At 60.9% G+C, this 20,355-nt stretch carries 16 protein-coding genes; 8 read left to right on the forward strand and 8 right to left on the reverse strand.

Annotation, left to right across the window (positions count from 1 at the left end; translation table 11 throughout):
- Positions 1-6: 6 nt before the first annotated feature.
- Positions 7-1,257: a DNA polymerase IV gene (gene dinB / locus Q0Z94_RS02220; protein ID WP_298067274.1), complete on the reverse strand. Its 1,251-nt coding sequence runs from the start codon at positions 1,255-1,257 to the stop codon at positions 7-9.
- A 199-nt stretch (positions 1,258-1,456) separates the two neighbouring features.
- Here dinB and speA point away from each other — a divergent pair, with 199 nt between their 5' ends.
- From speA to nspC, 4 genes are read left to right on the forward strand one after another with little or no spacing between them, the layout of a single operon-like run.
- On the forward strand, positions 1,457-3,376 hold the full coding sequence (gene speA / locus Q0Z94_RS02225) for a biosynthetic arginine decarboxylase (protein ID WP_298067277.1): 1,920 nt from the start codon (positions 1,457-1,459) through the stop codon (positions 3,374-3,376).
- Between the two features lie 48 nt (positions 3,377-3,424).
- On the forward strand, positions 3,425-4,618 hold the full coding sequence (locus Q0Z94_RS02230; RefSeq protein ID WP_298067280.1) for a saccharopine dehydrogenase family protein: 1,194 nt from the start codon (positions 3,425-3,427) through the stop codon (positions 4,616-4,618).
- A gap of 30 nt (positions 4,619-4,648) precedes the next feature.
- Positions 4,649-4,870, forward strand: a complete 222-nt coding sequence (locus tag Q0Z94_RS02235; RefSeq protein ID WP_298067281.1) for a SlyX family protein — start codon at positions 4,649-4,651, stop codon at positions 4,868-4,870.
- A gap of 20 nt (positions 4,871-4,890) precedes the next feature.
- Complete coding sequence (nspC, locus tag Q0Z94_RS02240; RefSeq protein ID WP_298067283.1) at positions 4,891-6,087, forward strand: carboxynorspermidine decarboxylase; 1,197 nt, start codon at positions 4,891-4,893, stop codon at positions 6,085-6,087.
- Positions 6,088-6,112: 25 nt separating this feature from the next.
- Here nspC and thiD read toward each other — a convergent pair whose 3' ends face one another.
- Entirely contained in the window at positions 6,113-6,913 is an 801-nt protein-coding gene (gene thiD, locus Q0Z94_RS02245) for a bifunctional hydroxymethylpyrimidine kinase/phosphomethylpyrimidine kinase (protein ID WP_298067285.1), read from the reverse strand.
- Between the two features lie 157 nt (positions 6,914-7,070).
- Here thiD and Q0Z94_RS02250 point away from each other — a divergent pair, with 157 nt between their 5' ends.
- Positions 7,071-8,486 (forward strand): sodium:proton antiporter, encoded by a 1,416-nt coding sequence (locus Q0Z94_RS02250; RefSeq protein ID WP_298067287.1) that lies wholly within the window; start codon positions 7,071-7,073, stop codon positions 8,484-8,486.
- 107 nt (positions 8,487-8,593) lie between these two features.
- Here the strand turns inward: Q0Z94_RS02250 and Q0Z94_RS02255 are convergent, their stop codons facing one another.
- The gene (locus Q0Z94_RS02255; protein WP_298067289.1) at positions 8,594-9,535 is read right to left on the reverse strand and encodes a LysR family transcriptional regulator; all 942 of its coding nucleotides are present in this window, start codon (positions 9,533-9,535) and stop codon (positions 8,594-8,596) included.
- A gap of 201 nt (positions 9,536-9,736) precedes the next feature.
- On the opposite strand from Q0Z94_RS02255, the gene Q0Z94_RS02260 reads away from it, so the two are divergent.
- From Q0Z94_RS02260 to Q0Z94_RS02270, 3 genes are read left to right on the forward strand one after another with little or no spacing between them, the layout of a single operon-like run.
- Positions 9,737-11,143, forward strand: coding sequence for an efflux transporter outer membrane subunit (locus Q0Z94_RS02260; RefSeq protein ID WP_298067291.1), 1,407 nt, complete (start codon positions 9,737-9,739; stop codon positions 11,141-11,143).
- Between the two features lie 36 nt (positions 11,144-11,179).
- Complete coding sequence (locus Q0Z94_RS02265) at positions 11,180-12,361, forward strand: efflux RND transporter periplasmic adaptor subunit (protein WP_298067294.1); 1,182 nt, start codon at positions 11,180-11,182, stop codon at positions 12,359-12,361.
- A complete protein-coding gene (locus Q0Z94_RS02270; protein ID WP_298067296.1) occupies positions 12,361-15,498 on the forward strand; it encodes an efflux RND transporter permease subunit in 3,138 nt (1,045 codons plus the stop codon). Before Q0Z94_RS02265 ends, Q0Z94_RS02270 begins: the two co-directional genes overlap by 1 nt.
- A gap of 99 nt (positions 15,499-15,597) precedes the next feature.
- Here the strand turns inward: Q0Z94_RS02270 and Q0Z94_RS02275 are convergent, their stop codons facing one another.
- The 5 genes from Q0Z94_RS02275 to Q0Z94_RS02295 all read right to left on the reverse strand — a co-directional run bounded on the left by Q0Z94_RS02275 (position 15,598) and on the right by Q0Z94_RS02295 (position 20,104).
- On the reverse strand, positions 15,598-16,089 hold the full coding sequence (locus Q0Z94_RS02275; RefSeq protein WP_298067299.1) for a hypothetical protein: 492 nt from the start codon (positions 16,087-16,089) through the stop codon (positions 15,598-15,600).
- A gap of 40 nt (positions 16,090-16,129) precedes the next feature.
- The gene (locus Q0Z94_RS02280) at positions 16,130-17,539 is read right to left on the reverse strand and encodes a DHA2 family efflux MFS transporter permease subunit (RefSeq protein WP_298067301.1); all 1,410 of its coding nucleotides are present in this window, start codon (positions 17,537-17,539) and stop codon (positions 16,130-16,132) included.
- A gap of 158 nt (positions 17,540-17,697) precedes the next feature.
- Positions 17,698-18,393, reverse strand: a complete 696-nt coding sequence (locus Q0Z94_RS02285) for a DsbA family protein (protein WP_298067303.1) — start codon at positions 18,391-18,393, stop codon at positions 17,698-17,700.
- Between the two features lie 168 nt (positions 18,394-18,561).
- On the reverse strand, positions 18,562-19,692 hold the full coding sequence (locus tag Q0Z94_RS02290; protein WP_298067306.1) for a permease: 1,131 nt from the start codon (positions 19,690-19,692) through the stop codon (positions 18,562-18,564).
- 61 nt (positions 19,693-19,753) lie between these two features.
- Complete coding sequence (locus Q0Z94_RS02295; RefSeq protein WP_298067309.1) at positions 19,754-20,104, reverse strand: helix-turn-helix domain-containing protein; 351 nt, start codon at positions 20,102-20,104, stop codon at positions 19,754-19,756.
- Positions 20,105-20,355 lie beyond the last annotated feature (251 nt).

Here is a 20,355-nt window from a genome sequence, read left to right on the forward strand (position 1 = left end):
TCCTCGTTACGCGCCGCGTATGCGCCGGCTCTCAGCCTTGTCTTCCTGACTGGCCGCCTTTTCCCGATCCTTCCCGCCCATCGTGGCAAAAAGCCTGCCCCGCATCACGGCATTCCGGCCATAACGCTCGCGCAGGGCGTCCACCGCGGTATCAAGGCTCCCGCGGCGACGCTCGTCGTGTACAGTGTCTTCTTCGTCAAGCAGGGAAAGACGGACGGGCGGCCCGTCCTCGAAGCCCGACACCCGCAGCCCGATGAGCCGCACTGAACCGGCAAGTTCCATGCCATCCAGAATCGTGCGCGCCGCTTCATAGATGGCCGCCGTGCTGCTGATGCGCTCCGGCAAGGAAATCTGCCGCGTGACCTGACGAAAATCTGCGTACTTGACCTTCACCGTCACCGTGCGTCCGGCCAGCCCGGCACGGCGCAGGCTCGCACCCACACGCTCGGCATGGCGCATCAGCCATGTGCACAGAAGTTCGCGATCCAGCGTGTCTTCATCCAGCGTGACTTCCGCACTCTCGGACTTCGGCGGCGCCCAGGGCACGACGGGTCTGGGGTCAACGCCCATGGCCCTGTCCCAAAGCGAAAGTCCGGCCTTGCCGAAACGCCGCGCCCAGAAATCTTCACTGTAGCGCAGGACGTCGCCGCAGGTCTTCACGCCCAACGCGGACAGCGCAGCCGCGAAGTGCCGCCCCACGCCGGGCACATCCGTGACGGGCAGCCGATGCAGAAATGCGGACACGTCTTCGGGCGCAAGGAGAAACAGTCCGTCCGGCTTGCGCTGTTCCGAGGAAATCTTGGCCAGAAATTTCACCGGAGCTATGCCCACAGAGCAGGTCAGTCCGCCCGTGATCTCCGTCACCGCACGTTTGAGCTGCCAACCCATGCGCTCCACGCTGCCAAAGATACGTTCAAGCCCCGTGGCGTCCAGATAGGCTTCGTCCACGGAGGCCATTTCCACCAGCGGGGAAAACTGCCCGAGAAGCTCCCTGATGCGTGCGGAAAGCTCCGCATAGCGCCGCATTCGCGGGCGCACATAGACTGCCTGCGGGCAGAGCCGCCGCGCCTCACTCATGGGCATGGCCGAATGGACGCCGTAACGCCGCGCCTCATAGGAACAGGTGCTGACTACGCCGCGATGCCCGCCGCCCACGATCACCGGACGGCCCTTCAGCGAGGGGTCGTCCATCTGCTCGATGGAGGCGAAAAAGGCGTCCATGTCCATATGCATGATCCAGCGCTGCGCGTTCGTCATGGCCTTCCCCGAATTAATACCCACTAGCTCCAAAGAAAACCCCTGTTCCGGCGGATTGTCCTTGACAAGGAACAAGGCTGCCTCTAAGGAAAAAGTACCTGTCTTTTTCTATCATGTCCCCGCGCAAAGGAAAAGCGCCGGGGAAGCGAACCCTTCTGCCGGGCGGCGCACACCGTCATCCTTCAAGGAGTCAGCATCGTTGGCCAGAAAAAAATCCATGCAGCAGTGGACCGTGGAAGATTCAGCCGACCTGTACGGCATCCGAAGCTGGAGCGCAGGCTACTTTGACATTTCCAAGCGCGGTGAAGTCGTCATCCGCCCCTTCGGACGTGAGGGCGGCCCGGAAGTAAGCATCCTTGAGATCATCCGCGAACTCAAGGCGCGGGGCTATGACCTGCCCGTGCTTCTGCGCATCGAAAACATCCTTGATTCTCAGATCTCACTTCTGCATCAGACGTTCCGCGCCGCCATCGCCGAACTCGGATACAAGGGTGACTACCGCGGAGTCTTCCCCATCAAGGTCAACCAGCAGCAGCAGGTAGTGGAAAAGATTGCCCTTTACGGCGAAGCCTACCACCACGGGCTGGAAGTCGGCTCCAAGGCCGAACTCATCGCAGCGGTCAGCCAGCTCAAGAGCCGCGAAGCCTGTCTCATCTGCAACGGCTACAAGGACGAGGAATTCATCGACCTCGGTCTGCACGCCCTGCGCATGGGCTTCAACGTCATCTTCGTCCTCGAAATGCCCGGCGAGCTGGACACCATACTCCACGAAGCGGCGGCCATGGACGTTCGGCCTCAGATCGGCGTGCGGGTAAAGCTCTCCACCAAGGCCAGCGGTCACTGGTCGGAATCCGGCGGCGAACGCTCCGCCTTCGGGCTTACCTCCGCCCAGATCATCGACGTCGTGGACAAGCTGAAAGCGCACGACATGCTCGACTCCCTCAAGCTCATGCACTACCACCTGGGTTCTCAGGTGCCCAATATCCGCGATATCCGCTCCGCCGTCATGGAAGCCACACGCATTTACGCAAGCCTGGTCAAGGAAGGCGCGGCCATGGGCTACCTTGACCTCGGCGGCGGCCTTGCCGTGGACTACGACGGCTCCCACACCAACTATGTCAGCTCCCGCAACTACACGCTCATGGAATACTGCACCGACGTGGTGGAAGCGGTCATGACCATTCTGGACGATCAGGACATTCCTCACCCGCACATTATCACGGAATCGGGCCGGGCCACCGTCGCCTACTACTCCGTCCTGCTGTTCAACGTCCTCGGCGTAAGCCTCATCGAAGTGGGCGACCTCCCCGGCGAACTTCCGGAAGACACGCCCGAACCCGTGCGCAACCTTCGGGAAACGCTGGAGAACATCAACCCGCGCAACCTTCAGGAAACCTACAACGACGCGGTCTACTACTACGACGAGATGCGCCAGCTCTTCATCGCCGGGCGCGTCACCCTGCGCCAGCGCACCCTTTCCGAACACTTCTTCTGGGCCATCATGCGCACCCTCGCCGAAGAACGCCGCCGCGTGAAGTACATCCCCAGGGAACTGCAGGAAATTGATTCCATCCTCGCCGATATCTACTACTGCAACTTCAGCGTGTTCCAGTCCCTGCCGGACAGCTGGGCCATCGACCAGCTCTTCCCCATCATGCCCATACACCGCCTCGGCGAGTTCCCGGAACGGCAGGGCATACTCTCCGACCTCACCTGCGACAGCGACGGCCGCATCTCCCACTTCATCGACCCGCAGGGTTTAAAGACCACGCTGGAACTGCATCCTCTGAAGGACGGCGAGGAGTACTATCTGGGAACTTTCCTTGTAGGGGCGTATCAGGAAACCCTGGGCGACCTGCACAACCTTCTCGGCGACACCAACGTCGTTTCCGTGCGCATTCAGGAGGACGGCAGCTACGACTTCGTGCGCGAACTCGAAGGCGACTCCGTGGCCGACATTCTGGCCTATGTGGAATACGACCCGCACCGCGTTCTGGTGGGCATACGCAAATCTGCGGAACGGGCCGTGCGCGAAAACCGCCTCACGCCCACGCAGCGCTTCCAGCTTATGCAGGCTTTTGAAGACGGACTGCGCGGCTACACCTATTTTGAACGCTGAGAGACGGCTCCGTCCCTCCCGTAAACTTTTATCCCGCAAGGAGCAGACATGGCAAAAGTGCTCATCATCGGCGCCGGAGGCGTGAGTTCCGTGGCCGTCCACAAATGCGCCCAGGCTGCGGACGTGTTCACCGACATCGTTCTGGCGAGCCGCACCAGGGCCAGATGCGACACCATCGCCGCCAGCGTGAAGCAGCGCTTCGGCCGCAGCATCGAGACCGCACGGGTGGACGCGGACAATGTGCCTGAACTCACGGCTCTCATCCGCAGCGTACAGCCCGACCTGGTCATGAACATCGCCCTGCCCTATCAGGACCTGCACATCATGGACGCCTGCCTCGAAGCCGGGGTGAACTACCTGGATACCGCCAACTATGAACCGCCGGATGATGCCCATTTCGAATACAAATGGCAGTGGGCCTATGCGGACAGGTTCCGGCAGGCCGGGCTCTGCGCCCTGCTCGGCTCCGGCTTCGACCCCGGCGTAACCAACGTCTTCTGCGCCTACGCCCAGAAGCACCTCTTCGATGAAATCCACGTTCTGGACATCATCGACGCCAACGCCGGAGATCACGGTCTGCCCTTCGCCACGAACTTCAATCCCGAAATCAACCTGCGCGAAGTTTCGGCCAGGGGGCGCTACTGGGAACGCGGGGAATGGGTGGAGACCGACCCTCTCTCCTGGAAAATGTCCTTCGACTTCCCGGAAGGCATCGGCAGGCGCAGCTGCTACCTCATGTATCACGAGGAGCTGGAATCGCTGGTGAAAAACCTCCGGGGGCTGCGCCGCGCCCGCTTCTGGATGACCTTCGGCGACGCCTACCTGAACCACCTCCAGGTCTTCAGGAATGTGGGGCTTATCGGCATCGAACCCGTGGACTTTCAGGGACAGAAGATCGTTCCCCTGCAATTTCTGGCCCGGCTCCTGCCCGACCCCGCATCTCTGGGGCCGCGCACCGTGGGCAAAACCTGCATCGGCTGCCTTATGCGCGGACAAAAGGACGGCAAGGAGCGTGTGCGCTACATCTACAACATCTGCGATCACCAGGAATGCTACCGTGAGCTTGGCTCACAGGCCATCTCCTACACCACCGGCGTCCCAGCCATGGTCGGAGCCATGATGCTGGTCACAGGCGCATGGAACCGGCCCGGCGTGTGGAACATGGAGCAGATGGATCCCGATCCCTTCCTGGAGGCCCTCGGCAGATACGGGCTTCCCTGGAAGGTCGTCGATCTCGCCTGAAACAACGGAGCGCCCCGACAGGAGGCCCGCATGGATCTGGAAAAAACGGCGGCCCGGCTGGAAGAGCAGGCGTACTTTCAGGAGCGCCTGCTCTCTCAGCTCAACGATGCGCTCACCGGCCAGCAGAAGCAGCTCGATCTCCTGGAAAAACGCGTGGAACAGATGGAAAACAGTCTGCACGCTGCGCTCGAAGCCTTGCGCGACGCTCCGCAGAACACGCTCCCGCCCCACTACATGCCGGAACGATACTGAACCGCGCTTCCTGAGGAATCATGAACGACTGCCTCGCCAAGCTCCGCCCCGAAACCTGGCCTTCTCCCTGCTTCGTCACCGATCTTGCCCGGCTGAGAAAAAACGCCGCCATCCTCGACGGCGTACAGCGGCGCACGGGGGCCAGAATCATGCTGGCTCTCAAGTGCTTTGCCCAGTGGGCTGCCTTCCCCGGACTCTCGCGCGCCATGCGCGGCCCGCTCTGCGGCTGCTGCGCCAGCTCTCCCGATGAAGCGCACCTGGCCCGGGAAGAATTCCGCGGCGAAGTCCATGCCTTTGCGGCCGCATGGAGCGAGGAGGAGCTTGCGGAAACCCTGAAGTATGCCGATCACGTCGTCTTCAATTCCTTCGCTCAGTGGCGGCGCTTCCGCCCGCTGGTGGAAGCCGCCGAGACCCGCGAAGGACGGCGCATCGAATGCGGCCTGCGACTGAATCCCGAACATTCGGAAGGAACCGTCCCCCTCTACGACCCCTGCGCTCCGGGTTCGCGTCTGGGCATACGCCCCGCCGCCTTCCACGCGGAACTCGCGCACGACCCGCAGGCCCTGGACGGTATCAGCGGGCTGCACTTCCACACCCTGTGCGAACAGGACGCACAGCCTCTGGCCCGCACACTGAAGGCCGTGGAAAGGCATTTCGGCAGGTACTTCCGCGGCATGAAATGGATTAACTTCGGCGGCGGCCACCACATCACCCGTGCGGGCTACGACGTGGAACTGCTCTGCCGCTGCATCGAACACATCCGCGGCGGCTACGGCGTCCAGGTCTATCTGGAACCGGGCGAGGCCGTGGCCCTCAACGCCGGAGTGCTTGTGACCAGCGTGCTCGACGTGGTTCAGGCCGACATGCCCATTGCCATACTCGACACTTCCGCAGCCTGCCATATGCCTGACGTTCTGGAGATGCCCTACCGCCCGAACGTCGCCGGCGCGGGAATGCCCGGCGAAAAAGCCTTCACCTGCCGTCTTGCGGGAAAATCCTGCCTCGCCGGAGATGTCATCGGGGAATATTCCTTCGACCACGCGCTTCAGCCCGGAGAACGGCTGGTATTCCTGGACATGGCCATCTACAGCATGGTCAAGACCACGACCTTCAACGGTCTGCGCCTGCCGTCCATCGCACTCTGGGACTCGGAAACCGATGAGCGCCGCGTCACCCGCGTGTTCGGCTACGAGGATTTTCGCGGACGGCTTTCCTGACCGATCTCCCCTCATCAGAGAGGAGTCACCGCTTCCAGGCCATGTGGTTGCACGGTCCATGCCCCTTGCCCGGCGCGAAGCTGTGGCGCAGCCCGCAGTTCAGAAATTCCTGCGCACGGGTGACGGCTACGCGCAGCGGCATACCGAAGCCCAGCTGCGTGGCGATGGCGGCCGAAAGCGTACAGCCCGTACCATGCGTGTTTTCCGTCTCCACAAAGGGCTGACGCAGGGGCACGGGTTCACGGCCAGGCTCCAGAAGCCAGTCCGTGACGAAAACAGGCCGCCCCTCGCAGTGCCCGCCCTTGATGAGTACGGCGCGCGCCCCCATGTCCAGAAGCCGCTGTCCGGCTTCAAGGGCGTCGTCATCCGAACGGACGCTCACGCCCGTGAAGGTTTCAGCCTCGGGGCGGTTCGGGGTGAACAGGTCGGCGCGGGGCAGAAGGCGTTCCCTCAGGGTGGCCACACCCGTATCCTCCATAAGCCGGTGTCCGCTGGTGCTCACGCACACGGGATCCACCACCAGCGGGAAGGACTGTTCATCCAAGATATCGGCCAGTGCCGAAATGATTCCGCTGTTGAACAGCATACCCGTCTTGGCGGCGTGTACGGGGAAGCCTTCCAGCACGGTGCGGAGCTGAAGCGCCGCAAATTCCGGTTCCGGCGCGTGGACGCCGCTCACGCCGAGTCCGTTCTGCGCCGTGAGCGCGGTGATCACGCTCATGCCGAAGGCCCCCATCATGGTCATGGTCTTGAGATCGGCCTGGATACCGGCGCCGCCGCCGGAATCAGAACCGGCAATGGTGAGAATGTTGGGTGGCTGCTGCATGAAACGGCTCCTTTTTAAGGTATTTCTTTTCAGAAACGACAAAATTTCCGGCAGGTCAAGAGTTCTTCCGCAAAGCCGCGCCCCGAAGTGCTTGCTGAATCGTTCTTTTTGTGATACGAGGAACGAATCTATAGCTCTTGTCACAAGGAGACACCGGATGCACCGCTTCAAATTTATTCTCTCCCTTCTTTTGGCGCTGCTGCTCGTTCCCAGCATCTGCCTGGCGGAAGAACATTTCCATCTGCCCAGCGACCTGTCCATCCTCTGGGTAGTCCCGTTCGTCTGCATGCTGCTGTCCATCGCCATCTGCCCCCTGACGGTTCCGCACTTCTGGGAACATCACTTCGGCAAGGTGGCGGCCTTCTGGGGGCTGGCCTTCCTCATCCCCTGTGCGCTGGTCTTCGGCTTCGGCAACGCCTTCTTCCTGGCCGCCGACAGTATCCTGCTCGAGTATTTGCCCTTCATCCTGCTGCTCCTCGCCCTGTTCACCGTGGCGGGCGGCATCCGGCTCAAGGGCACACTGGTGGGAACGCCTCTGGTGAACACCGGCATCCTCGCCGTAGGCACGTTGCTCGCAAGCTGGATGGGAACCACCGGTGCGGCCATGCTGCTCATCCGTCCGCTCCTGCGCGCCAACGCTCACCGCAAATACCGCGTGCATCAGGTCATCTTCTTCATCTTCCTCGTGGCCAATATCGGCGGCTCTCTGACGCCTCTGGGCGATCCGCCGCTGTTCCTCGGCTTCCTCAAGGGTGTGGCTTTCTTCTGGACGACCAAGCACCTCTTCGTCAAGACGCTGCTGGCCGCCGTCATCCTGCTGGTGTTGTACTACGGTCTCGACACCGTACTGTTCAAAAAGGAAGGCAGCCCGGTGCCTGCTGATGCAGCCAGCTCTTCCGAAAAGCTCGGCTTCGAGGGTTGCATCAACTTCCTGTTCCTAGCCTGCATCGTGGCCAACACGCTCATCTCCGGTCAGTGGACCGGCCCGACCTTCCACATCTTCGGTGTTCCCATGGAACTCCAGAACGTGGTGCGCGACCTCATGTACATCGTCATCGCCGTCGCCTCCTGGATGACCACCAGCAAAGAATGCCGCGAGCGCAACAACTTCACCTGGGCCCCCATCGAAGAAGTGGCCAAGCTGTTCATCGGCATCTTCCTGAGCATGATTCCGGCCATCGCCATCCTGCGCGCCGGTTCCGACGGCGCCCTCGCCGCCGTGGTCAACCTGACTACTGACGCCCAGGGCCACCACGTCACCCCCATGTTTTTCTGGATGACGGGTATACTCTCCTCCTTCCTCGATAATGCGCCGACCTACCTCGTGTTCTTCAACACCGCGGGCGGCAACGCCGTTGAACTCATGGCCGAAGGCGAAGTGCTGGCAGCTATTTCCGCAGGCGCCGTGTTCATGGGCGCCAACACCTACATCGGCAACGCCCCCAACTTCATGGTCAAGGCCATCTCGGAAGAACAGGGTGTCAAGATGCCCAGCTTCTTCGGTTACATGGGCTGGTCCGTGGGCATTCTCTGCCCGCTCTTCCTGCTGATTACCTGGATCTTCTTCATGTAAGCACCGACACACCAAGAGAAAAGGCCGTATCCTGCGGGATGCGGCCTTTTCTGTCAAGAGCGCGGGCACGCTGCGAACCTCGGCTCCGTGCAGGCAGCTCCTTCCGTTCAGGCTGGCAGTCCCTTCGGAAAAAAGCCGGACTGCGATATGGCCTGCATTACCTTGTCTCTCTGCGCCAGATAGCGGGCCTGGAGATCCTGAATGAAGAATTCCTGCACGTCTCTGCGCTGGACATCCTGGGACCAGAGGAGAAAGATGTTGCGTACCGGGAAGATGACCTTTTCGGAGTTCAGTACCACCAGATCCCTGAGGACATCGTAGCTGGAAGCCTGCTGCGCCATCCTCAGGGGCAGCGCCGCCCAGCCTATGCCCAGCGCGGCCCAGTACGCGGCACAGAAGATGTCGTTCACCACCAGATACTGCGAGCTGATGTGGCTCTGCTGGCCTTCGTCCCCAAGAAGAATCTGCCGGTGCTGGGAAACGTCGTGAGCCGTGACCCGCTCCAGCTTCGCGAGTTCGGAATGCCGGGAGGCCACCGCGCAGTACTGGAGCTGACCGAGGCACATACGCTCGCAGTTTTCCTGAAGGTGCGGCGCCTCGGAAAAGACCACTCCGATATGGACGTTCCGTTGCCTGACCTGTTCCAGCACACTGGAGACCGATGCCAAGTTCATCTCGCCGGAAACGTAGGGATAGCGCTGCGTCAGCGCGGCAACGCTCTCGGAAATAGTCTGAAGCGGGATGCCGTAACTCACGGCAATGCTGAATTTGAACGCCTGTCCGTCAAACTGCGCCATGGCTCGCGACTGGAAGCGGCGGCTCTGGCGCAGCACTGCCTTGGCCTCCGGCAGCAGATCGCGCCCCGCTTCCGTGAGTGCAGGGGAACGGGTCGAGCGGTCGAAAAGCGTCACCCCCAGAGCGTCTTCCAGCATGGAAATATGGGTGCTCACAACGGACTGCGCCCGCCCCAGCGAACGGGCTGCAGCGGAAAAAGAACCTTCTTCGGCGGAGGTCACAAAGGAAACAAGCTGTTCGATGGTCCAGTCCATGAAGCGAAACCTCAATTCCATCAAAATTTTGATAGTTTTTAACTTTTCATAACAAAAAGTATAGGATATCTCCGGCAAGCTATCAAGACCTGCCTGCGGCGTCTTCTCTGCTGCGGCAGGGGGCTGAAGAGAGCCGGAAGCCCGGGCCTTTGCCCCGCTCCGCCGTTCTCCGTGGCATAAAGGATCCAGGAGCCTTTGTTTATGGTCAAACTTTCGTCTTTTCTCGCTCCAGTGCTGGCGCTGGCCCTTGCAGGCTGCAATCTTGCGCCTGACTACCAGCGTCCGGAAATGGAGCTTCCCCAGACCTGGGACGCCTCCCAGTCCCAGGCCATCCAGCGCGCCTGGTGGACGCGCTTCCATGACGAGACGCTCAGTGCTCTGGTCGAGGAAGCTCTGGCGCACAATAAAAATATCGCACAGGCCATGGCTGCCGTGCGTCAGGCTCAGGCCGGTCTCGGCATAGCCCGGGACGCGCTGCTCCCCGTGCCTTCCGCATCCGCCGACGGGCAGCGCACCATGGCGCGCGAAGCCACCTCGCCCACGGCTCTTCAGCGCGGCGGCAAGAACACCCACACCTTCAGCGGCGCACTTTCCGCAAGCTGGCTCCTCGACTTCTGGGGCAAATACTGGAACGCCGCAGAGTCGGCCCGTGCCTCTCTGACTGCCACCGAAGCCGCACGCGACAACGTCATCCTCACCGTCTCCGCGGGTGTCGTAGAGTCCTATTTCTGGCTGAGCGCCTATACCTGGCAGGAAGAGATCGCCCGCGACGTCCTGAAAAACCGCGAGGATTCGCTTCAGATTTATCAGAGCCGCTTCGACAACGGCCAGATCAGCGATCTCGACATGCTGAGCATCCGTGCCAACGTGGAGACCGCCCGCAACGCCCTCGCCTCGGCCCGCATCGCCAAAAATGCCGCCGAAACTTCCCTGGCCGTCCTGCTCGGCCGCTCTCCCGCCGAAATCATGACGCCGGACAAGCTCAAGGCGCCAGCCTCGCTCATGACCTCTCTGGACACGACGCCCGCCCTGCCCTCCGGCATTCCTTCCGAACTTCTGGAATATCGCCCGGACATCCGTCAGGCGGAGGCCAACCTTCAGGCGGCCAACTACGATATCGGCACGGCTCGGGCCTCCTTCTTTCCCTCCTTCTCGCTGACCGGTCTGCTTGGATCCGCCAGTCTGGAGCTGAATGAGCTTCTGCGCAGCACAAACCAGTACGCAGCACTCGGCGGAGCCGTGAGCCTGCCCTTGAATTTCTGGACCATCAAACGCACCGTGGACAACGCCGAAGCGGCAAAGGACGCCGCGGTTGCGACCTATGAACTCACGGTGCAGAACGCCTTCAAGGACATCCGTGACGCCCTGGTCTCCCAGACGGAATACGCCCATTCCGTGGAAGCTCTCACCCGTCAGGTGGATTACCTGAGCCGCGCCGTGGTTCATGCGCGCACCCGCTATGACAACGGTTTCGCCTCGTATCTGGAACTTCTCACGGCGGAAAGCAACCTCTTCTCCGCTCAGCAGGCCCTTGCCGCAGCACATGCCGGCCACCTCGTCAGTATCGCCGAAGTATGCCTCGCGCTCGGCGGCGGCTGGCAGGAATAGCCACGTCTTCCCTTTGCTTTCAAGGAGCATATTATCATGGTCAACATCCATACGCTTGCGCCCGTTCTGCTGGCGCTCCCCCTCATTCTCACCGGCTGCGATCAGATGGACAGCCTCCTGACCAAAAAAAGCGCTTCCTCCGCATCTCAGGCTCGCGTCATTCGGGTGACCGCCGTTGAAATGACTCCGCACACCGTGGAGATACAGCGCGAACTCACCGGCCGCACAGTGGCCAGCCGCTGGGCGGAAGTCCGTCCTGAAGTCAGCGGCATCCTGAAGGAGCGCTGCTTCGTGGAAGGAGACAGTGTGAAGGCCGGGGACGTGCTCTACCGCATCGAACCCGACACCTACAAGGCCGCTCTGGACAAGGCACGTGCCGACCTCGCCAGCGCGGAAGCCAATCTCAACGTCACCAGACTGCGCGAACGCCGCACTGCCAGTATGCTGAAGACAAAATCCGTGAGCCAGCAGGACTACGACGACGTGAAGGCCGCCATGCGTCAGGCACAGGCTTCCGTACAGGCCTGCAGTGCCGCACTGGATGCCGCAGAGATCAACTACCGCCGCACGGAAGTACGCGCTCCCATCAGCGGACGCATAGGCCTCAGCAACTACACCGTAGGCGCGCTGCTCACGGCAAGTCAGACTTCTCCTCTGGCCACCATCTATCAGACCGACCCTATGTATGTGGATGTCTCGCAGTCTTCCGATGACCTGTATTCCCTCAGGAAACAGCTCGGCAAAAACAACGCCCTGGGCAACAGCTCGCCGGACGCCATCAAGACCACGCTGACCATGAACGACGGCTCCGTCTATCCCACGCCCGGCCATCTGAACTTCACCGGCGTGGACGTTACCCAGAGTACCAACACCGTCACACTGCGCGCCGAATTTCCCAACGCCGGAGGCGAGCTACTGCCAGGACTCTTCGTCCGCACCAGCGTCATCATGGGCAAGGACACGCACGCCATCCTCGCTCCGCAGAAAGCCGTACTGCGCGACCTCAAGGGTGCCCCCTATGTCTACGTCCTCAAGGACGGCAAGGCCGAACGGCGCTTCATCACCATAAGCCATGCCGTCGGCAACGACTGGTATGTGACCGCCGGGCTGGACATGGGTGAAAAGATTGTCCTGAACGGCGTCCATAACGTGCGCGGCGGCATGCCCGTGCAAGAGGTCTCCGAAGAGGCCATGCAGCAGGCCGGAGGCGATCGTTAATGCTTTCCCGCTTTTTTATCCATCATCCCATCTTCGCATGGGTGCTGGCCATCATCACCATGCTTTCCGGCGTTCTGGCCATCTTCACCATGCCCATATCGCAGTACCCGGAAGTAGCCTCACCCTCCATCCGCATCTATACCCTGTACGCCGGCGCTTCACCCACCACGGTGGATCAGACCGTCACGCAGGTCATCGAACAGAACCTGACCGGCATCGACAACGTGATCTACATGCAGGGCCAATCCGACTCCTCCGGCACGTCTGAGATCACGCTCACCTTCGCCGTGGGTACCGACCCCGACGTGGCGCACATGCAGGTGCAGAACAAGGTTCAGCAGGTTCAGTCCCAGCTTCCCCTGGCCGTGCAGAACTACGGCGTCACGGTATCCAAGGGCAATGACAACATGTTCATGGCCATTACCCTGTTTTCACCAGACGACACTCAGGAAAACATCGACCTCGCCGACTACATCAGCACCAACATCAAGGACGAAATCAGCCGCACGATGGGCGTCGGCACCGTGCAAGTCTTTGGCGGCAAGTACGTTATGCGCATCTGGCTCGATGCGGACAAGCTGGCCAAATACAGCCTCACGCCCTCGGACGTGCGCAGCGCCATCTCCACGCAGAACGCGGAAGTCACCGCTGGACAGCTCGGCTCCAACCAGATCGGCGGGGTCAATGATCAGGCCCTCAACGTCATCATCAAGGCGCAGAGCCTACTACGCAACACAACGGACTTCGAAAACGTCCTGCTCAAGGTGACGGAAGACGGCGAAAGGGTTCATATCCGCGACGTGGCCCGCGTCGCCATGGGCACGGAACACGACGGTATCACGAGCTATTACAACGGGCATCCCGCCTCCGGAATCGGCATCACCCTCGCCCCGGGCGCCAACGGCCTAGAAACAGCGCGGCTGGTCAAGAACAAGATTGAGGAACTTTCTCACTACTTCCCCGACGGCATGGCCTATGACCTGGCCTTCGACACCACGCCTCCGGTTATCGCCTCCATCAAGGAAGTGGTCAAAACGCTGGTGGAAGCCATCATCCTCGTCTTCCTCGTCATGTGGCTGTTCCTTCAGAGCTTCCGTGCCACCGTCATTCCCACTATCGCGGTCCCCGTCGTTCTGCTCGGCACACTGGGCGTGCTTCTAGCCTTTGGGTACAGCATCAACACACTGACGCTGTTCGCCATGGTGCTGGCCATCGGTCTGCTCGTGGACGACGCCATCGTAGTCGTGGAAAACGTGGAGCGCATCATTGAGGAAGAACACCTCAAGCCTGTGGAAGCAACGGAAAAATCCATGGATCAGATCAGCTCCTCGCTGATCGGCATCGGTGTGGTGCTCTCCGCCGTGTTCCTGCCCATGGCCTTCATGGGCGGATCCACGGGTGTGATCTACCGGCAGTTCTCCGTGACCATCGTCTCGGCCATGACACTGTCCGTGCTAGTGGCTCTGATCCTCACGCCCTCGCTGTGCGCAAGTATGCTCAAGCCGCATACGCAGGGTGCGCAGAACGGCATCTTCGGCTGGTTCAACCGCATGTTCACCAGAAACCAGCGCCGCTACACTGGCGGCGTGGCCTCTCTGGCGCAGCGCGGCGGCAGACTGATGATCATCTACGCAATGCTCGTCGCCTGCCTCGGACTCGTCTACAAGCAGCTCCCTACCTCCTTCCTGCCTACGGAAGACCAGTGCGCCGTCATCACCATGCTCCAGATGCCGCCCAACGCCACTCTGGAGCAGACCACGGCACAGCTCAAGCAGGTAGCCGACTACGTCCTCACGGAAGAAAAGGACAGCGTGGACTCCTATATGTTCATGGCCGGTTACGGCATGGGCGGCGTGTCGGAAAATACCGGCATGGGCTTCATCAAGCTGAAGGACTATCCGATGCGCACAAAACCCGGTCAGGACGCCGCGTCCGTGGCCGCCCGCGTTCGCTCCAGGTTTGCCGGCATCCTCGACGGTCAGTTCATCGCCTCCATCCCGCCGGCCATCATCTCTCTGGGCATGACCAACGGCTTTACCATGGAGCTTCAGGACCGAGGCAGCGTGGGTCATGAAAAGCTGAGAGAAGCCGGCATGAAGCTCATGACCTCGGCCTTCGCCAACCCGCAGATCGCGTACATCTGGCCCACCGGCATGGACGATATCACCCAGTTCAACATCCATCTGGACACCGCCAAGGCCACCAGCATGGGACTGACGCTCGCCAACGTGAACTCCGACATATCCACCCTGCTCGGCGGCACCTACGTCAATGACTTCGTGCATAACGAGCGCGTGAAGAAGGTGTACGTGCAGGGGGACGCCGACGTACGCCGTACGCCCGAAAGCCTCAACCGCATCCAATTCCGCAATCAGCGCGGAGAAATGGTGCCCTTCAACGCGGTGTACTCCACGGACTGGGCCTTCGGTCCCGCCGTTCTCCAGCGCTACAACGCCATGGCCGCCCTCGAATATCAGGGCGAACCCATACCGGGCGTCGCATCCGGTGACGCCATGGCCATCATGGAAGAAGAAGTGCGCAAACTCGGCAGCGATTTCGGCATTGAATGGACCAGCCTTTCCTTCCAGGAAAAAATGGCCGGCTCTCAGACGACCGTGCTGTATTCCCTGTCCGTGCTGGTCGTCTTTCTCGCCCTTGCGGCCCTGTATGAAAGCTGGTCCATCCCCTTCGCCGTGCTGCTCGTCATCCCTCTCGGCATTCTGGGCGCCGTGCTCGGCACCTACTTCAGCAAGTCACTCACTAACGATGTGTACTTCCAGGTAGGTCTTCTGGCCGTGATGGGTCTCTCGTCGAAAAACGCCATTCTGATCGTTGAGTTCGCCCGAAACCTCAGAGAAGAAGGCCGCAGCCTCATCGACGCCACGGTGGAAGCCTGCCGTCTGCGTCTGCGTCCCATCCTCATGACCTCGCTGGCCTTCGGTCTGGGCGTACTGCCCATGATGTCGGCCTCCGGTGCGGGGGCGGCATCTCAGCACGCCGTGGGTACGGCCGTGTTCTGGGGTACGGTATGCGCCACCTGCCTCGGCATCTTCTTCATTCCTACCTTCTTCGTGGTGGTGAACAACGTCACCCACTGGTTCCGCAGCCGCCTGAAGCATACGCCAAGGTATCATTGATCCACCGCCGGAAGCACGGCTTCCGGCCCTGCATGGAAGAAGACGCCCTCACGGTTCGCCGTGAAGGGCGTCTTCACTTTTCCCTGCGCGGGGAAAGCCTCAGTCCAGCGCGTAGTCGTACTGTTCGAGCTTGTCCAGCACGGCGGACAGAATCATGGCCATGATGCCGGAGACCGTGGCCGCCGTCTTTGCGGGCACATCCGTGATGTCCTTGTCCAGAAGACGGCGGAAAAACACCGCCGGGCATTCCTGCGTTCTTGTCCGCACGAGCGGTTCTGAATAGGCGCGAAAAGCGCCGTCCACAAAAGCGTCCGCCTGCTCCTGGGTATAGCCGAGCTGCTTCAGCATGTCCTGTGTAGAGCGCAGGTAGGCCACCACGACCACGTTGGGAGCCTGCACCATAAGCCCGTAGAGCACGGCGGCATGGACAAAGGCGCGCCATTCCAGAAGCAGCCTGCGGATCTCCTCTTCTGAGGAACAGGGCAGGCCGGAGCGTGCGGCCATGAGGAGCACTCCGTCCCGTCCGGAGTTGAGAGAAAAAAGAATGGCTGCGGCTTCGACGGCCTGAGCCACGGAAAGTCTTCGTTTCATAATCAGCCTCGGCATTCCTTGTTTCGCGCTCCACCGCGGCTTACATTCCACGCGTGTGCCCGTTCTGCGGCGCACGGCTCAGCATGTGCGCTCCGTCCTGTGCGTGCAAAAGCCTGAAGACAAGCGCGGAAAGCATGGTCATTACCCCCACGGCAATAAAGGTGGCGTGCAGGGAATAAAGCTCTGTGCCCGAAAGGGAGAAAAAGCGCAGCAGCGCCGTGCTGATGGCCACCCCGAAGCTGAGGCAGAGGTTCTGGGCCACGGAAAGCAGGCTGTTGCCATCGCTGGCGAGTTCTCCGGGCAGATCCCCCAGTGTGATGGTATTCATGGAGGTGAACTGTCCGGACATGAGCATTCCTTGAACAAAAAGCTGTGCCACAAGCAAGAGTATCGACCAGCCGGGCTCCTGAAGGCTCATCAGCATGTACACGCCGCCGATGGAAATCGTAAAAAACATGAGCGTGTGCCGGTAGCCGAAACGATTAAGTACGCGGAGCACCAGCGTCTTGGCCATGATCGAACCCACGGCCGGAGCGAGGAGCAGCATTCCGGCCACGTCCGCAGGGTAGTTCAGCCCCACCTGAAGCATGAGCGGAACAAGGAAGGGAATGCTGCCGATGCCAAGACGCGCAACCATGTTTCCCGAAATGCCCACGGCAAAGGTGCGTATACGGAAGACCTTCAGAGAAATGAGCGGAGACGGCGAGCGCAGTCCGTGCCGCACATAGGCCGCCACACAAAGAAACCCGCCGGCCATCAGGGAGAGCGCCAGCGGAAGGGAAGCCGTTTTGCCGCCGGTATATTCCATGCCGATGGTCAGGAGCAAAACGCCCGCCCCTATGAGCAGAAATCCCGGAAGATCAAAGGAGCCGCGCTCCTGCCGGAAGTCCGGGAATTTTTTTACGGAGACCAGAAGCCCAAGAACGCAGAGCGGAATATTGACGAGGAAGATCCAGTGCCAGGAAGCGTAGGTGACGAGCCAGCCGCCGAGCAGCGGGCCTACCACAGGCCCTATGAGGCCCGGTATGGTCACAAAGTTGAACACCTGCACGAAGTCGTGGGGCGTGTAGGCGCGCAGGAGTGCCAGCCGCGAAACGGGAACCATCATGGCTCCGCCCACGCCCTGCACGATGCGCGCTGACACGAGCGCCGGCAGGGAGGGGGAAAGCGCGCAGAGCAGTGACCCCAGGCCGAAGAGAAACACCGCTCCCATGAAGACCTTTTTCGTACCGCAGCGATCCGCCAGCCAGCCGCTCACGGGTATGAGCAGGGCCACGGTGAGCGTATAGCTGATGACCGCCATCTGCATGGAAAAGGGCGAACGGTGCATGTCCGCGGCGATAGTGGGCAGCGCCGTATTGAGTACGGTGCTGTCCAGCATCTGCATGAACATGGCCGCCGCCGTGATCATGGGCAGTCCGGTCAGGACGACTTTTGCGGTAAGCGCCATAGCGTTCTCTCCCCGGCGTCAGAGCGGTTACCGGACGCAGCGGGAGTTTTTCTCCGTACAAAGACGGTCGGGAACAAAGTGATAAGGCAGGAAGGGAGACGCCGCCTGGCGGCTCCCCCTCTGCAATAAAAGAAGGCTAGCCTCTTCCTGCCCTTTGTTCAAGAGCGCAGGCAGCAGCCCGATCCGTCCAGTCCGCAGGCCTGCCCCGAAACCTGTGCCTCCGCCCCGGTATCGGACAGAGCCTTGCCGATAAGTGCAGCCACGGTATCGTAAGGCGCAAAGCCCCGGGCTACGGCGTGAAGCGCCGCGCCTTCCTTGACGAAGAGCGAGGGATAGACCACGAAATCCCCAAGTATGTCTTCGGCTTCGGCCATCTCGCGGGATGCCTTTTCCCTGACGGCAGAAGAGGCAAGAGCCTGCTCGAGCGCGGCAGCATCCACGCCCCAGCGCCGGGCAACGTCCACCTGAACGTTCAGGGCGAGCACGTCCAGGCCTTCACCGTAAAAGGCGTCCTGAAACGCCTCCATCTGCTCCAACGCATGTCCCGGCGCAAGAGTTTTGAGCGCGGCCATGAGCTGCGCTGAACGGGAAGAGTCCATGAGTACACTGCGTTCCGGGCAGAGGATGTCGAAAAAGCCTTGCCCGGCGGCGCGGCCTGTGGTGCCGGCCAGACGCTGGAAAAAGGCGTGAAGGCGGGGCGTACCCATGGCCGAGGTCTGTTCGGGCTCGTCCACAAGGTTCCCGCACAGGACGCGGACAGGAAGACCATACGCGGCGGTCAGCCTGCGCAGCACAGGCGCAAAGCCGTAGCACCACGGGCAGAAAACGTCGGTGATATAGATGAAGGATGCCATGCCTTCAGATACCGCAAAACACACGGATATCCAAGAAAAAAATCCCGCTCCCGCGGCTGTGCCGCAAAGCCGTCCTTTCCACACCCGGACAACGGGGGTTCCGTGAAGTCCGGCCTTATGTGGAGCGGCGGTCTGCCGCTGTTTCAGGGAGTCCATGCCGTGCGCCGGTCAGAAAAGCACTCCCTGAAGCGTGTTGAGCGCCCAGCCCGCAAGAGTGAACATCACCCACAGATAGCCGATGAAGACCGCCTGGAGCCGGTTCGTCATCACCTGTTTCAGCATGACGACTTCAGGAATGCTGGCAGCAACGGCGCTCATGCAGAAGGCCAGCGTGGTTCCCACGGGCATTCCCTTGCCCAGAAGCCCTTCCATGACGGGCACTATGCCCGTAACGCTGGAATACAGGGGAATCCCTGCGATCACCGCCGCCGGCACCGTCCACCACTGCCCGGTGCCCAGATGTTCCTCAAACCAGTTTGCGGGCACAAGGCCGTGTATGGCCGCGCCGATGCACACGCCGGCAATGATCCATTTCCACACGCGTCTGAAGATGGAAACCGTCTCTCCCCAGGCGAAACGGTGCCTCTGGTACACGGAAAGCCTGGAACGCCGCCGGGAAAGCGTCAACGGCAGGAGCGGCGTTTTCATGGCATCGCGCACAAGGGGCTGAAGCCACCTGTCCGCCCTTATCGCGTCCATGAAGCAGCCTCCGGCTATCCCCGCACCTATGCCGATGCCGGCATACACAACGGTGAACTTCCATCCCAGCAGGCCCCACAGGAGTACCACGGCAACTTCATTGATGATGGGCGACGTGATGAGAAAGGCCATGGTTATGCCGAGGGGAATGCCCGCCGAGGTAAAACCGAGAAAAAGCGGCACGCTGGAGCAGGAACAAAACGGCGACACTGCTCCGAACAACGCCGCAAGCACATAGCCCAGCCCCCGCTTCCTGCCCGCCAGAAAAGCGCGCACCCGCTCCGGATTCAGCCCAGCGCGCAGCCAGGCGATGACATAGATGAGTGCCACGAGCAGAAGCAGAATCTTCACCGTGTCATAGAGGAAAAACTGAAGCGCCGCAGCGAAGGGTGAATCTGCCGCGAGGCCAGACAGGTTGAACACCAGCCAGCCCGACACCGCTTCCGCCTGCATGTACACGCCAGCCCAGAGCAGCGCGAGAAGGACCATGCTTACCCCATAGCGCAAAAGCCAGCGGACTTCCGCCTTGTCCACGCCGTTCATCCCCTGCTCCCCAGTACCGTTTCCGGCTGTCTGCGCCGATTGGAAAGCCTCTTTCATGAAAGCCTCTTATTGATAATCGTTGAACTATTGAAATATTACTCCGAAAAAAAGCTGTTCTTCATGGAGCCTTAAAAAACTCCGGAGCTATGCCGCTCGCCTCACGGAGCTTCCGGCAGCATTCCGGCTTGCCGGAGCAGCACTCCGCCGTCAGGTAGGCGATGATTTCCAGCATCAGCGGGATGGACGCCCGATAGCGCTGGAAACGCCCTTCACGCTCCACCGTGACAAGACCGCTCTGGACAAGCCCCTTGAGGTGAAAGGAAAGATTCGTGGCAGGCAGTTTGAGCAGCCTCGCGATATCTCCGGCAACCAATCCGTCCGGCGCATACCGGACGAGCAGCCGGAAGGCATCGAGACGCACTTCCGATGCCAGAGCTTCAAAAATTTTGCCTGCTTCCCTGCTTTCCATGTTTCAACTCTCTCCCGGCCCGCCTTCGTGACTGCCCCTGCAGCCGACAGGCAGGAATCGTGCGGATTAACTCTCCCTGAAGAAAGCGTCTCCGGAAAAGGATGTCATCGGCTCCGCCGTTTTGTTCTTCACTCGTTTCCCTCTGCAGGGGAAACGTTCACACCTCAAGGAAATGTTGAGCAATAATGTAGCAAAGCCCTTCAGGGCGGGGTGGGGTTCTATCGGCCTAAAGGCCGAGGTCTCAAACCATA

The organism is uncultured Mailhella sp. (assembly GCF_947631555.1).
GTDB lineage: Bacteria > Desulfobacterota > Desulfovibrionia > Desulfovibrionales > Desulfovibrionaceae > Mailhella.

Excerpts from the sequence above, each read along its gene's own strand:
- dinB (WP_298067274.1), bottom strand. The coding sequence starts at position 1,257 with ATGACGAACGCGCAGCGCTGGATCATGCATATGGACATGGACGCCTTT.
- Q0Z94_RS02230 (WP_298067280.1), top strand. The coding sequence starts at position 3,425 with ATGGCAAAAGTGCTCATCATCGGCGCCGGAGGCGTGAGTTCCGTGGCC.
- Q0Z94_RS02235 (WP_298067281.1), top strand. The coding sequence starts at position 4,649 with ATGGATCTGGAAAAAACGGCGGCCCGGCTGGAAGAGCAGGCGTACTTT.
- nspC (WP_298067283.1), top strand. The coding sequence starts at position 4,891 with ATGAACGACTGCCTCGCCAAGCTCCGCCCCGAAACCTGGCCTTCTCCC.
- thiD (WP_298067285.1), bottom strand. The coding sequence starts at position 6,913 with ATGCAGCAGCCACCCAACATTCTCACCATTGCCGGTTCTGATTCCGGC.
- Q0Z94_RS02250 (WP_298067287.1), top strand. The coding sequence starts at position 7,071 with ATGCACCGCTTCAAATTTATTCTCTCCCTTCTTTTGGCGCTGCTGCTC.
- Q0Z94_RS02255 (WP_298067289.1), bottom strand. The coding sequence starts at position 9,535 with ATGGACTGGACCATCGAACAGCTTGTTTCCTTTGTGACCTCCGCCGAA.
- Q0Z94_RS02260 (WP_298067291.1), top strand. The coding sequence starts at position 9,737 with ATGGTCAAACTTTCGTCTTTTCTCGCTCCAGTGCTGGCGCTGGCCCTT.
- Q0Z94_RS02265 (WP_298067294.1), top strand. The coding sequence starts at position 11,180 with ATGGTCAACATCCATACGCTTGCGCCCGTTCTGCTGGCGCTCCCCCTC.
- Q0Z94_RS02270 (WP_298067296.1), top strand. The coding sequence starts at position 12,361 with ATGCTTTCCCGCTTTTTTATCCATCATCCCATCTTCGCATGGGTGCTG.
- Q0Z94_RS02275 (WP_298067299.1), bottom strand. The coding sequence starts at position 16,089 with ATGAAACGAAGACTTTCCGTGGCTCAGGCCGTCGAAGCCGCAGCCATT.
- Q0Z94_RS02280 (WP_298067301.1), bottom strand. The coding sequence starts at position 17,539 with ATGGCGCTTACCGCAAAAGTCGTCCTGACCGGACTGCCCATGATCACG.
- Q0Z94_RS02285 (WP_298067303.1), bottom strand. The coding sequence starts at position 18,393 with ATGGCATCCTTCATCTATATCACCGACGTTTTCTGCCCGTGGTGCTAC.
- Q0Z94_RS02290 (WP_298067306.1), bottom strand. The coding sequence starts at position 19,692 with ATGAAAGAGGCTTTCCAATCGGCGCAGACAGCCGGAAACGGTACTGGG.
- Q0Z94_RS02295 (WP_298067309.1), bottom strand. The coding sequence starts at position 20,104 with ATGGAAAGCAGGGAAGCAGGCAAAATTTTTGAAGCTCTGGCATCGGAA.